Genomic DNA, 13,349 nt, shown 5'->3' on the forward strand with positions numbered 1-13,349 from the left:
TCCAGGATGGGGCATTAGCACGGGGCCATATGCGGGGCAGTACCAGCCGGCACCCTCGGCTCGAGACTTGGAGAAGAACGCCATCCGAGCTCGGCACGGGCACAGCGGAAGGAGCTGGCGATTCTTGAGCGCTTGGTACGGCAGGATGGGCTAACCCCCACAAGAGGAGGTCACGTGCCCCAAGCAGTCAACTCGGTCCTCGTTGTCATCGCTTCGCCTGGAGACACTGCGGAGGAACGCGCAGGCGTCCGGAACGCCCTGGTCGACTTCAGCGTCACCTCGGGTCGTCGGCTCGGCGTCGTGGCCTTACCTTGGTTGTGGGAGCGCCAAGCGGTCCCTGAGATGGGAGCGAGGGCGCAGGCGCTACTGAATAGCCAGGCTGTGGACAAGGCGGATGTTGTTGTTGCCTTCTTCGACTCGCGCCTGGGGAGCAGTACTGGGGTCGATGTGTCCGGCACTGCTGAAGAGATTCATCGCGCCGTTGAGCTCGGCAAGCCAGTACACGTGTATTTCTCTGACGAGGCCTTACCCCGCGATGCCGATCTCGATCAGTTGGTGGCGTTGAGGAACTTCCGGGCCGAACTGGAGTCGGAGGGCCTGCTGGGCACTTACTCAGATGCTCTCGATCTTGCCGGACAGGTGGTGCGCGCTGTCGAACATGACATCGAATCACGGGGATGGACGAGTGGGATCCCCAATGCCTCTCCCAGTGGCGCTCAACTTCGCTGGTGGCACGATCATAGGAAGGAACAGAAGGGTCTGGACAAGCACGGAAAGATGCAGTACCGAACGAAGTCGAACCGACTGGTTGTGACGAACGACGGTGACGTAGACGCGGTGGACCTGGTCTTCACCACCACCTGGAGTGCTGACGGCCCGCCTCCACACGTCGAGCCCCACTTGGAGGCCGTGACGGTCTTCGCCCGGTCGGAAGTGCAGTGGCTCTGCATCCCTTTGGCTAGCGGCACACTAAGGATTGATGCCGCTTGGATGGAGAATAACCGACCTCGCGAGCAAACATGGACAGTCGCAATTCACAGCTGAACCCCGGGTTTCAGCGCTCAATCTCGGCTCCTGGGCTCGGGTTGGCACAGAGTCGGGTTGGGCGCCGCGGGCCGGGCCTGTCGGTGCTGCCCGCTAACGTTCGGGTCGTGACTATCAAACTTCAGCTTCGAGAGTGGGAGATCGGGCCAGAACTTGGGTCCGGTGGCTTCGGGCGGGTCCGCGAGGCACACTCTGCCGATGCCCCCAATGCGGTCGCCAAGTTCGTGCCGGTGGACCCTGGTGCCGATCGTGAACTACTCATCGGGGACGCACTGAGCACTGCCGGCCTCTCCGGCGTCGTTCCCATTTTGGATAGCGGCCAGGTGGCGGATGAGTACGTGCTCATCATGCCGAGGGCCGCTTACTCGCTTCGTCAACACATGGAGGCGACCCGGGGCCAACTTGGCTTGGACGACGTGATCCAGGTCCTCTCCGATGTCGCGCAGGCACTCGCAGAACTCGACCTGGCCGACATCGTGCACCGGGACCTCAAGCCTGACAACGTTCTGTACCTGGACGGCGCGTGGAAGCTCTGCGACTTCGGGATCGCGCGATACCGGGATGCATCTACAGCAACCTTCACGCGCAAGCACGCGAAGACGCGTCCGTACGCGGCACCCGAGCAGTGGAGGGAGGAACGGGCTACCTCAGCCACCGACATCTACGCCTTCGGCGTGATGGCCTACGAACTGCTCAGTGGACAGCGCCCCTTCCTTGGGCCCGACTTCCGGGAAGAGCACCTGCACGTCGTGCCTCCAGCCCTCACGGTCGGCACGCTCCGCCTGCGCCTTCTGGTCGAGGAATGCCTGGAGAAGCCTTCTGGCGCCCGACCGACCCCAACACAACTCGTGCAGCGCCTGGCCAAAGCGGCGCATGCACCCGTTGGGTCAGGCGCACAGAGGCTTGCAGCAGCAACGAAGAAGGCAGCCGAACGTCTAGCGACTGAGAACGCTGAGCTACAGCGCCAGACCTCGGATCAGGAGCGGCGGGAGGCGTTGTTCGAGGTTGCGTCCCGAACGTTTGCGATTATCCCGGCATCCCTGATGGAGGCGGTGCAAGCCGAGTCGCCGCTGGCCCGAGTGGAGTCACCAGCGGGGCGTGGGCAGATGGTGTTCGTTGCTGAATTGGGCGTCGGGAAGCTCGGCGTGTCGAAGCCGTCGCCAATCAACCGGTGGAACGGGCCGTTCGAGGTGATCGCCGCTGCAACGATTGCAGTGAATCAGCCGCAGAGCCCCCGCGGATACGATGGCAGGTCGCACTCGTTGTGGTACTGCGACCCGAAGTCGGAGGGCGCGTTTGCTTGGTATGAGCTGGCCTTCATGCGATCGGCTTTCATTGCGCAGCCGTCCCTCGTTCCGTTCGCTGCAAAGCCGCAGGAGGTTCCTAACGCCTTCATGCGGGTGATGGGCACTGAACAGCTCGCATGGCCCATTGAGGAGCTTGACCGCGCTGATCTGACGGAGTTCGTGGATCGCTGGCTTGGTTGGTTTGCTGAGGCTGCCGAACAGGCGCTCCACCATCCATCACAGCTTCCCGAGAAACCCGCGAACGGCGGATACCGCGGCGCGTGACCCAGCCCGCTCCGGTCGGTTGGCCATTTGCAGATACAGGAGTCATCGGCAGTTTAGTTAGCGAGGCCACGTCCACGGACACGGGCGTCCGCTACTCGCCATTTGGCTGACCCGCGACGTCACCACTACTCACCACCCCTGTCGGTGCCCATCGTATGGACACGGTCGCCTTCAATCCTTGGGTGACGGCGGGGCGCGGTTCACGCCATCGCGCGCCTCCCGCTCGCGGGTGCAGCCCTGCGGTCCAGTCCGGGTGAGTAGAAGGGCCATGACCGACTTTGGTTCGCCGCTGTCCACCGCCGGCTGTCGGCAACCGTTATGCGGTTGACGGGTTCTAGGGCCGATGGCGGGAGGCAGCGATGCAGCGCGAGATTCGCCGGGGCGGCGACCTCGGGTTTGACGCCGATCGCCTCCAAGTCGCCACCGGGACGGGGCGAGCCGTGCCCCAGCGGCCACTGCTCAACCTCCGGCGCGAGAGCGGGGCTGCCGCGACCCTCCTCGAGGTCGACCAGGAGAGCAGGGCCGCTAATGACTTCCCCACAGGGGTTGCGGCCGCGCGTGAAGCGGAAGGGCCTTTGGCAGATGTTCTCCTCATCGCCGAGGACCTGCTTCTGCAGGCCAGGAGGCTGGCAGACTCCGACGCACCCAGAGAGGCGGTTGAGGCCATCCTCGACCAGGTCGCCGCCTTGCGGGAAGGCCGCCGCTAATGGCCGGGTACCGCAGGCCTGAGAGCGAGGCCGAGCGGGCCGCGGCTGCGGAGGCTCGGCAGGCGACGCTGGACCAGCTCCACGCCCAGCTCAGCGACGGCGTCCTCGCCCTCAGCGACCCACAGGCCTGGCAGGCCTGGCTCAAGTTCGCTAGTCGGTTCCACAAATACTCGTTCGGGAATTCTCTGCTGATTATGGCCCAAGACCCGCAGGCCACCCACGTCGCCGGCTACCAGGCGTTCAAGGCCATGGGTCGCCAGGTGCGCCGCGGCGAAACCGGCATCAAGGTCCTCGCCCCGATCACGCGCCGCGAACCTCGCCTCGACGATGCCGGCCAACCGGTGCGCGACGACCAGGGCCACGTCTTGCACCGGACGCACGTGGTGGCCACCAAGCCCGTCACGGTGTTCGATATCCGGCAGACGGACGGGCCTCCGTTACCCGACCCCAAGATCGGCGAGGCGACCCTCCTCACCGGGCAAGCCCCCGTCGGACTGTGGGATCGCCTCCAAGGCCTCCTCGAAGAACGGGGATTCGACGTACGTCGCGGCGCGGACCTCGGCGGGCCGAACGGCTACACCGACTTCGGCCAGCGGCTCGTCATGGTCCGCGACGACGTCGACGACGCCCAGGCCGTCAAGACCCTCGCCCACGAAGCCGGTCACGTGATCCTCCACCCAGACCAGCAGGGCCGCGACTGCCGGGGGATCATCGAAGTCGAGGCCGAATCGGTCGCGTACATGGTGACCAGCGCCCACGGGCTCGACTCCAGCCAGTACACCTTCAACTACGTCGCTGGCTGGGCCCTCAACGCGGTGACCGAAGACCGCGACCTGGCCGACATCCTCCGCAGCACCGGTCAACGCGTCATTGGCGCCGCAGACCTCATTCTTCAGACCACTCAGCCGGATCCGACCATCACCGATACCGCGCTCGATGCCCTGGAAAGTGACATCCGAGTTCAGACGGACCCCACGCGCTGGGAGGTAGTCTCCGTCGGTCAGGCCATCACCCCGGAGCCGCCGACCGTGCCTTCGCCAGCGCTGGCTCCCTCATTGGGCCGCTGACCATGAGGATCGCGATGAACGAGTTCTGCTCACGCAGCACATGCGACAGCGTTTCGCCGTCGACGCGGCGCTTGCACGACCTCAAGGGGAACGGTGCGCGCGCCTCCTTGTTGCTGCCAGCTGTAGGGGTCGGACCTGCCAGGCCTCACCGCGCACAGGAGAGCGCCGAACCTGTTCCTTCACGCGTGCCTCTCCGCTGGCTCGCCAGTGATCCCGGTGCGGGCTCTGCCTATGCTGAAGGGCAGCGATGGACGCGAGATCCGCGCGGATCTCGGGTTCGTAGCGATTCCCCACGTATTCCCCACGACAAGGTGACGCAATGGCTACGGCCCATCAAAATACCTTGTCAGGGGGCCATTCGCTTTGGATAGAAGAGAGCTTCAACTCCTCTCTCGCGCACAAAAGTGCCTCTGACTAGGGCAAATACAGGGAATCGGCGGGAGGTGAAAACCTCTCGCCGATTCTCTGTTTCTGGGGCTGTTCGCCTCTGGCAAGGTGCGATGCCCGGGGAAGGTGTCCCGTTGGCGGTCGAGGTCCCGCCCCGAGACGCAACCGTCCACGATCTCGTGAGACATCACAGAACTCCGACCTAGGAGGTACCCGATGAGGATGCAGGTTGAGCCGGTCGCTGAGGCGGTCGTGATGGAGGTCCCGCCGTCACCCTCGTGACTCCGTTGTAGGTGTAGCTGGAGGGGGCATCGGGGAAGGCCCGTGGGCGGTAGCTGGGGTTGGCGCAGTGTCGTGCCGTTGTGCTGCGGTTGGTGCCTTGATTCACGATCCCGAATCCCGACGAGCAGGTCTTCCGTTGCTGTCGATGAAGTACGCGCCGGCGTAGAAGGGCGAGGTGTCGTTCTGGCGCCCAAGGGGCGAGCGGCGGCGTCCTCCGAGATCACCGTGACCTCGGCGCTGACCGCACGTGCGGTGGCGTTGCGCACAGCCTCGTCGACCTGACGCTAGACGCTGTCGGAGGCGACGCGCGCAGTGCCTGGCGCCGTCGACAATCCCAAGACATTGATCGACGTTGTTGCTTTGTCGATTCCCTTCGATCCGGTTGACCCTGAATCCAGAGTCGCCCTCCCACGTGGCGGCGTTTCACCACACGGCGGCGACGGCCTTGTCCATGTCACGGGTGGAGTAGGGGTAGCCCTCGAAGGCCAGGCTGATGCCCGCGGGGAGGGTCGTCCGGTGCCTCGGTCGAGTGGGCGAGGTTCAGGCCGGACTTCTCGCGGTTGGATTCCTACCGGCGGCGATGTGGTAGCCGGATGCGGACCTGGTAGACGTCGGTGGTGAGGGCGAGTCCGGCGGCGACGCCGACGGCGACGGCGAGGGAGGTGACGGTCGCGGCCCCAAGAGTGGCGATGCCTGCCGCTGTGTGGCCGTCGGCGAGGGCGAGCATGCCCTGGTACAGGGTGAACCCGGGCACGAGGGGCAGGATCGCGACCCCGGTGTAGATGCTGGCCGCCGAGTCTCTCAGCCGGGCGGTGAGCGCGCCGACGGCCCCGACGCACCCGGCAGCGACCGCGTAGACGAACCAGCCCGACACGGTGCCGAGCTGGGAGCCGAGACTGGCGACGACCCAGCCCCCGGTGCCGATCGCGACGGCCGGCAGCAGTTGGGCCCGGGGCATGCCCCAGGCGATGGCCACGCCCAGGATGCCGATCGCCGCTCCCAGGGCGGAAAGGGCCAGTGGCACCGCGGCGGTGTTCGGCACGTACCGGATGCCCAGGCCTGTCCCGAGGGCGCCGCCGGCGAGCATCCCGACGGCGAGGGTGCCTGCGGTGACCAGTGCCTGGAGGCCTCGGGCCAGGGAGGACAGGGGCGCGTTGTTGAGGCCGTCGACCACGGAGGAGACGAGGACCCGGCCGGGCAGGTAGATGAACAGGGCTCCGACGACGGCCGGACCGACGGCGACGGGGACGCCGGCGGCGTAGGCGAGGTTCGGTACGGCTGCCAGGACCAGGGCGGAGAGGAAGGTGCCGGCCAGTTCAGCGAGGTGGACGCGGCGGACCAGGGGGGCGATCGGGAAGGTGATCAGGGTCGCGGCGAGCGCGACCAGGATGGTGACGGGGTCGGGTCCGTAGAGGAACACGACCCAGCCGGCGACCGACAGCAGCAGGGCCGACCAGGCGAAGCGGCGCTGGGGTGGGGGTTGGTTGCGCAGTTGCGCCAGCCGTGTGGTGGCTTCGGCGAGGCTGATCTGGCCCCGTTCCAGCCGATCCAGCAGCAGGCTGGTGCCGGCAAGGCGATGCAGCAGCGGCGATCCGACCTGAACGTCCCGCATCGTCGTGATCGGCAGGGCAAGGTCTGGCCGCCAGTAGCTGAGCACCAGCGAGCTCAGGTCGGCGTCGAGCGAGCAGCCGGTCAGTCCCAGGGCGGGAAGGAGTTCTCGCAGCCGGACGACGACCTCGCTGACTGAGGAGCTGGATTCGAGCATCAACTGGCCCGCGTCGGCGACGAAGTTCAGCGACAGGACGAGCTGTTCCTGGGTGATGGACTCCGGGTCTCCGGCGGAGCCGCCCGCGGGTAGGGCCACACGTGAAGTATGGCGATTCCGCGACTCCTGCGTCCACGACAGATCTGACCCGGAGCGCTCAGGCCTTTTCATTGCTGACCTCCTCGTGCGGGCGTAGCATTCCAGAGGAGACAGTGTCGGTCTCCCCGGCCCGAGCAGGAGCAGGAATGAGTTCCCAGCCAGCAGCCACCTTTCCTTCCCTGCAGATGGAAGGTGTGTCCGTGGTCGATGTGCCGGTCGATGTGGACGCGGCGGCGTCGCGGCTTTCTCGCGCGATCCAGTTTCGGACCCAGTCGAACCAGGATCGCGACGATTTCGACACTATGGCTTTTGAGGATTTCCATGCTTTCCTGCGGGAGTCTTTTCCTGCAGTGCACGCGAACCTGACGCTGGAGCTGCTCGGAGACCCCCGGCCCTACAGCCTGCTGTTCACTTGGGAAGGCACGGATCCATCCCTTCCGCCGGCGGTCCTGATGGGCCACCAGGACGTGGTTCCGGTGGTGCCGGGGACGGAGGACCAGTGGGAGCACGACGCCTATTCGGGTGATATCGCCGACGGCTACGTCTGGGGTCGGGGATCCCTGGACGACAAGGCGATGGTGTTGGGGATCCTGGAGGCGGTCGAGCTGCGGCTCGCGGCCGGGTTCCGTCCGACCAGGACGCTGTACCTCGCCTTCGGCCAGGACGAAGAGGTGATGGGCGGGGAAGGGATGCGCCACATCGTCGAGGTTCTTGAGCAACGTGGCGTCAGCGAGATCGCATTCGTGCTGGACGAGGGGGTGGCCCTGACCGCTGGGCTGTTCCCGGGCGTGTCCGCCCCGATGGCCCTGATCGGTACCGCGGAGAAGGGGTACGCGAGCCTGGAGTTGAAGATCGACGCCGTCGGCGGGCATTCGGCGATGCCGCCGCACCAGTCCAACATCGGGATCATCGCGCAGGCGATCACCAGGCTGGAGGCCAACCCCTTCCCGTACCGGATCTCGCAAGCCGTCCGGGACCAGTTCCGCTACCTCGCCCCCGAACTCCCCGAGAACACCCACGCGATGCTGGCCGACGTCGTCGGCTCCGCCCAGGCGCCCACCCCGACAGCAAGCCCGGGCCCGGTCGGTGATTCGCTGGCCGCAGGGATGGCCGGCCATGGCGCCAGCGAGCAGCAGTTCATCGCGTTCATGGCCACCTCGCCGCAGACCGAGGCGATGCTGCACACCACCACCGCGGTGACCATGATGAACGCCGGGGTGAAGGAGAACGTGCTGCCCCCGATCGCCACCGCCGTCGTAAACTTCCGCATCCTGCAAGGAGATACGGTCGCCTCCGTGCTCGACCACGCCCGCCGGGTCATCAACGACGACCGGGTGCAGGTCAGCGTCCTGGCCAGCTCGGTCGACCCCTCCCCGGTGACCGACCCCGACAGCTCCGCCTACCGGGTGATCGAACGATCCATCCGCCAGACCTGGGACCTGCCCGGCATGCTGGTCGTCCCCTACCTCGTCATCGGCGGATGCGACGCCAAGTACTTCGCGCAGAAACTCTCCCGAAACGTCCTCCGTTTCACCGCAGTCCGGGTCGAATCAGCCGCCGACACCGCCCGCTGGCACGGCGTCAACGAACGAGTCCTCGTCAGCGAATACGGCCGCAGCATCGCCTTCTTCCACCACCTGATCGGCAACCTCGAAATACTGTGAACCCTCGCCCCGACGGGGTCCGACATCGAAGGATGTGAACCATGGCTGACTACTCGCACATTCCACAACGGAGCCAGGAATACCCGGCGACGGACCGAGCCAGAGACCTGGTCCGCTCCTCGATGGCGATCGACACGCTCTACTCGGGCATCTGGCCCACCCAGTGGTCCTCGCCCCAGGCTCCGGAGTTCCACCACGAGATGGACCGCCTGATCGAGGCAGGATTCAAGGCGATCGCCGCGTGCACCGCCGCCGACGGCGCCGGCACCTCCCTCACCGGTGTGATGCAGGCAACACAGTTCTACCTGAAGAAGATCACCGAGCGGCCCGACCGCTACCAGGTGGTACGCACCTCCGCCGACATCGACACGGCAGTGGCCGCAGGCCGGCTGGGCATCTTCTTCACCAACCAGGGGACCTCGATCTTCGAGGGAGACCCCGACCGGGTCGCGTTCTGGCGTGAGCTCGGCTACGGCTACTGCCTGCTCGCCTACAACGGCCGCAACCCCTACGGCGACGGATGCTTCGAGCCCGACAACGGGCACCTCACCACCGTCGGCAAGCTCCTCATCGAGGCCTACAACCATTACGGGATGGTCGTCGACGTCAGCCACACCGGAGAGCGCACCTCGCTCGACGCGATCGAACACAGCACCCAACCGGTGATCTCATCGCACTCGGTGGCCCTGGCTATCGCTGACTACCCGCGCAGCCTGAGCGACAACGTGATCAAGGCAATCGCCGAGTCCGGCGGCGTGTGCTCGATCAACATGGTCGGCGGTTTCGTCGACACCACCAACCCCGACATCGTCACGACCGACACGCTGTTCCGCCACATCGACTACATGGCCGAACTCGTCGGCATCGACCACGTCGGGTTCGCCAGCGACTACATCCCCGACGTCACCTGGACAGCCGACTCGATCCAGCTCCCGATGGGCCAAGTCCTGTTCCCCGACGGCGGCCACTCCGCCGCGATGGGCGCCAAGGGCCTCCCCACCCCCGCACCGTCCCAGATCATCGCCGCGCTCCTCGACACCATGCTCGAACACGGCTACACCGAGGAAGACTGCGCCAAGTTCATCGGCGGCAACGCCTACCGAGTCTTCCAGCAGGTGTGGAAGTAGCGTCAGTGCGACCGGAGGAGGTTGGAGCAGCGAGATTTTGCCGAGCAGCCCGGCGGCCGACTTCGGCATGTGGGGCGGCGCATCCTGAATCCGCCCCGGTCGGGCCTCCACTACGACAACGGCGGGGTTACTGTGCCGGTCCGGCTACCGCTGTCGCAGGAGTGATCCTGCGGACCAGCAGACTCATACTGATCGCGAGCGCTGCCCCGATCGCCGTGTCCAGGGTGCGGGCGAGGCCCCAGGCGAGGTACTCCCCATGGGGGGCGCCGTAGAGGGTGACGACCATGATTGCCCCTGCCGCCACCGACAGCAGGTAGGAGCGTTTCGAATAGGCGATCGCCGGCACGATGGCTGCGACCCCGAGCGCGTAGGACAGCGGCCCTGGGAGCAGGCCGAGGACGAGCACGCCGGCGAACCCGATGATCGTGCCGATCACCCGGAGCAGTGATCGCTTCACCGTTTCCGGGTGCGCAGGCTGGTAGACCACCATGAAAGTCAACAACACCCACACCGGCATCTGGAAGCCTGGGGTAACCGAATGCCAGAAGGTGAGCGCCGCCATCACCACCGCAGCGAGAACCGGACCAATCACCTCTCGCCAGGACCACGGCACCCAAGGGGGACCCACGTGGGCCATCGTTGCGTCGGTTGGTGGCACCACCTCCACCGGGGCAGCGCCTGGAGCGGGTCGGGTCTTGCGGCGAAGCATCGTGACCAACGGCACTACAAGCATCCCGACCGCCACGGCCGCCAGCGCGAACAGCAACGAGATCGCCAACCCAGGGCCAGGTGCAGCCGTAACCATCGCGATGAGGTAGACCAACATCAGGGTCGGACCCACTGCCGGGGAGGGCTGCAACCGGCTCGGAACCGAGATCCACAGTGAAACGGCGGCAAACCCGAGCGCCGCCGTCACCGGTGAGTAGGCGAACAGCCCGGCGGCCGCCACCAGGCCGACACTGAGCAGGCTCAGCGCGAGCCCGGCGCGCCAGCCAGCGGCCAACCCGCCGGCGACCGCGACCAGGAACGGAAAGATGGTGAACACGGCACGCTCCGGATCACCAAGAGCCGACGCGATCGCGATTCCTCCGGCCAGCAGGACCACCAACAGGATCGACAGGCTCCAGTCCGGCTTCAGCTCAGGGTCGCGCACCAGGTCCAGCAGCGACCCACTTCTGCCTGTGGGACGATCCGAAGCTGCCATGCGTGCCTCCAGCCTTGCGACAGCGACGCTCTGCCGGGTGAGTGGGTGGTCCTCGAGCCAGCGCTTGCCCACCTCCCGAGACGCGAGATCGACCGCCCTCCTGTTTCCCGAGGATCCAAGGCTCGATCGAGGCCCCGCCCGAGTCATTGGAAGTATAGATTCAACCCGGGTGCGCGGCCGCGCTCCCAGGAACATTGAAGGAGCAGCAGATGACGGACGGACTGACTCCCCAGGAGACCAGCGTTGACGACGAGGCCTCGGTCGTAGCCACCGACGAGGACGTGAGTGCCGGTGTGGTGAGCGACGGGGCGTACTCCCTGTTCATCGCCGATTTCGCCGACACCGACAGCGCCTGGGCGACCTATGAGGACCTCAAGGCCGCTGCGGACGGGGTCACGGTGAAGATCGAGGGCGTCGTGGTGGTCAAGCGCGAGGCGGACGGCAAGGTGCACGTGCAGAAGGCGACCGATCACAGCACGAAGAAGGGCCTCACCTGGGGCGTCGTCGGTGGTGCGGTGATCGGGCTGATCTTCCCACCGTCGATCATCGGCAGCGCCGCGGTCGCCGGGGCGATCGGTGCCGCCGGAGGCAAGGCAAGGGACCTGTACCAGAAGGGCAAGCTCGCCGAACAGCTGGAGGACGTGATCGTGCCGGGTCACTCGGGAATCGTCGCCCTCGTCTCTGATCCGGGTGAGGTGAAGATCCGCAACGCCATGGCCGCGGCCAATGCGCTGGTCGAGACCACGGTGGACAGCGTCGCCGCCAGCCAGATCAAGGCTGCCGCCAAAGAGGCGAAGGCTGAAGACAAGGCCGAGGACAAGGCTGCGAAGAAGCAGGCCAAGGCTGAGGCAAAGGCTGCGAAGGCCCAGGCCAAAACCGACTGAGCCGACAGCCTCGCCCGCCCTCCGCGCGACATCCACCGTGCGCAGGGCGGGCGAGCGGCCGTGAGTGGACGGCCCAGCGTCTGCGGTCGGGTGGCAGCGGGCAGCAGCGACCCGCTGGCCGTCTCTGCAGCGCCGAGGTGAGCCGGGCGAGGTTGTCCAGAAGGCGCGTCGCCAGGCTCCGGCGGAGGTGGATCCGCACCCCGGCCCGCAGCATCACCTCGTAGTAGGACCGCTGGGCGTGGTAGACCATCGGTTGATCGCCCAGCTCGCTGACGAACAGTTCCACCTCGACGCCGCGCTCCGCGGCAGTCGTCAATGCGCAGATCAGCGACTCGTTCGGGACGAAGTAGGGGCTGGTCAGACTCACCCGCGTCGCAGCGTGGTAGATCAGCGAGTTGAACAGCTTCAGGTTGTTGTCGTTGTCGAAGCCGGGCCCGCTGGGCACGATCTGGCAGTCCAGCTCCCCGACCTGGACCGCGGGCTCCTCACCAGGGCGGGGAGTCTGGTCGGTGAGGACCTCGCCGGTCTCGCTGTACCAGTCGGTCAGGAAGACCGCGTTCATCGAGTGCACGACCGGCCCTTCGACCCGGGTCATCAGCTCCTGCCACTGCAGCCCCCGCTTGAGATTCTTCTTCTTGTTGTAGGACCGGTCGATCAGGTTCTGCGAACCGACGAAGCCCACCGTTGCCGTCGACGACCAGGACCTTGCGGTGGTTGCGCAGATCGGGCCGCTGGTACTTGCCTCGCAACGGCTGTACCGGCGCCATCGGACGCCACTCGACACCGATCGCGTCCAGGTGCGCGGTCGTCGCCCGGTAGCCCGGCACACCCTTGGAGCCGATGAAGTCGAACAGCACGTGCACACTGACCCCACGCTGCACGGCCGCCTCGAGAGAATCGAAGAACGGACGCGTGGTCTGGTCCACGGACAGGATGTAGAACTCGCAAAACACGTACCGCTCCGCTGCGTCGACCGCCACCGCCATCTACCGCAGGCCATCCTCGTAGTCCTCGATCAGGGTGGCCGCGTTACCGCTGGTCAGCGGCAACGAGCCCAGGTTGGTGCTGAGTCGCGCGATCGACGCCAGCCACTGCCGGTGCGGGACAACCTCGGGGACCCTCGCAGCGGCGCTGGCGATCATCGCGTTGACCTGCCGCTGCACCTCGCGGCGCCGCTTCGGCAGTTTCGGGTTCCCGATCAGCAGGAAGGCCATCAGTCCGAGGTAGGGAACCAGGAAGATCGCCAGGAGCCACGCGGTCGCCGAGGACGGTCGCCGGTTCACCGGCACCACCAGGAGGGCGGTCAGCCTTACCGCGAGACCGACCAGGTCCAGACCCAGGCCTCCGTGCAGGAGCAGATCAGTGAGGCTCACCGGGCCATGCTAGCGACGCCACGGCACTCACAGCGGCGGTCCCACGACATCTCCTCTCCAGGGAACCGGCTCCAGGTTCGTCGGGCCTCGGGGCGTCCGGCGACAGAACCCGGGTTCCGCAGTTGGTGGGCAGATGAATCGCCTGAATTGGCGGGTTGACTAGGTCGAACGCGTG

At 66.3% G+C, this 13,349-nt stretch carries 12 protein-coding genes; 7 read left to right on the forward strand and 5 right to left on the reverse strand.

All coding sequences use genetic code 11. From position 1 onward, the window contains the following. Window positions 1-174 precede the first annotated feature (174 nt). The 4 genes from J4N02_RS03325 (at window position 175) to J4N02_RS03340 (ending at window position 4,389) form a co-directional block, all read left to right on the forward strand. A complete protein-coding gene (locus J4N02_RS03325) occupies window positions 175-1,044 on the forward strand; it encodes a DUF4062 domain-containing protein (protein WP_188334506.1) in 870 nt (289 codons plus the stop codon). A gap of 107 nt (window positions 1,045-1,151) precedes the next feature. Further along, the gene (locus J4N02_RS03330; protein WP_208091099.1) at window positions 1,152-2,615 is read left to right on the forward strand and encodes a serine/threonine-protein kinase; all 1,464 of its coding nucleotides are present in this window, start codon (window positions 1,152-1,154) and stop codon (window positions 2,613-2,615) included. A gap of 359 nt (window positions 2,616-2,974) precedes the next feature. After that, complete coding sequence (locus J4N02_RS03335) at window positions 2,975-3,322, forward strand: hypothetical protein (RefSeq protein ID WP_188334504.1); 348 nt, start codon at window positions 2,975-2,977, stop codon at window positions 3,320-3,322. Beyond that, window positions 3,322-4,389: an ArdC-like ssDNA-binding domain-containing protein gene (locus J4N02_RS03340; RefSeq protein ID WP_188334503.1), complete on the forward strand. Its 1,068-nt coding sequence runs from the start codon at window positions 3,322-3,324 to the stop codon at window positions 4,387-4,389. The genes J4N02_RS03335 and J4N02_RS03340 overlap by 1 nt, the downstream gene beginning before the upstream one ends. Before the next feature lie 1,237 nt (window positions 4,390-5,626). Here the strand turns inward: J4N02_RS03340 and J4N02_RS03345 are convergent. Continuing rightward, a complete protein-coding gene (locus J4N02_RS03345; protein WP_188334502.1) occupies window positions 5,627-6,922 on the reverse strand; it encodes a threonine/serine exporter family protein in 1,296 nt (431 codons plus the stop codon). A gap of 146 nt (window positions 6,923-7,068) precedes the next feature. On the opposite strand from J4N02_RS03345, the gene J4N02_RS03350 reads away from it, so the two are divergent. Then, complete coding sequence (locus tag J4N02_RS03350) at window positions 7,069-8,586, forward strand: M20 family peptidase (protein WP_188334501.1); 1,518 nt, start codon at window positions 7,069-7,071, stop codon at window positions 8,584-8,586. 41 nt (window positions 8,587-8,627) lie between these two features. After that, window positions 8,628-9,713 carry a dipeptidase gene (locus J4N02_RS03355; RefSeq protein WP_188334500.1) on the forward strand — a complete coding sequence of 362 codons (1,086 nt, stop codon included), beginning with the start codon at window positions 8,628-8,630 and terminating at the stop codon, window positions 9,711-9,713. Window positions 9,714-9,840: 127 nt separating this feature from the next. Here J4N02_RS03355 and J4N02_RS03360 read toward each other — a convergent pair whose 3' ends face one another. Continuing rightward, complete coding sequence (locus tag J4N02_RS03360; RefSeq protein WP_188334499.1) at window positions 9,841-10,917, reverse strand: FUSC family protein; 1,077 nt, start codon at window positions 10,915-10,917, stop codon at window positions 9,841-9,843. Window positions 10,918-11,126: 209 nt separating this feature from the next. On the opposite strand from J4N02_RS03360, the gene J4N02_RS03365 reads away from it, so the two are divergent. Beyond that, complete coding sequence (locus J4N02_RS03365; RefSeq protein ID WP_188334498.1) at window positions 11,127-11,801, forward strand: DUF1269 domain-containing protein; 675 nt, start codon at window positions 11,127-11,129, stop codon at window positions 11,799-11,801. On the opposite strand, the gene J4N02_RS17330 is transcribed toward J4N02_RS03365, so the two are convergent. From J4N02_RS17330 to J4N02_RS03375, 3 genes are read right to left on the reverse strand one after another with little or no spacing between them, the layout of a single operon-like run. Beyond that, a complete protein-coding gene (locus tag J4N02_RS17330) occupies window positions 11,689-12,396 on the reverse strand; it encodes a phospholipase D-like domain-containing protein (RefSeq protein WP_397421805.1) in 708 nt (235 codons plus the stop codon). The two genes, J4N02_RS03365 and J4N02_RS17330, sit on opposite strands and share 113 nt — an antisense overlap. Then, entirely contained in the window at window positions 12,287-12,787 is a 501-nt protein-coding gene (locus J4N02_RS16725) for a hypothetical protein (RefSeq protein WP_223202692.1), read from the reverse strand. The genes J4N02_RS17330 and J4N02_RS16725 overlap by 110 nt, the downstream gene beginning before the upstream one ends. Further along, complete coding sequence (locus J4N02_RS03375) at window positions 12,788-13,174, reverse strand: PLDc N-terminal domain-containing protein (protein WP_208091101.1); 387 nt, start codon at window positions 13,172-13,174, stop codon at window positions 12,788-12,790. Between the last annotated feature and the right edge of the window lie 175 nt (window positions 13,175-13,349).

Origin of the sequence: Propioniciclava sp. MC1595, from assembly GCF_017569205.1 — a bacterium.
Lineage (GTDB): Bacteria > Actinomycetota > Actinomycetes > Propionibacteriales > Propionibacteriaceae > Propioniciclava.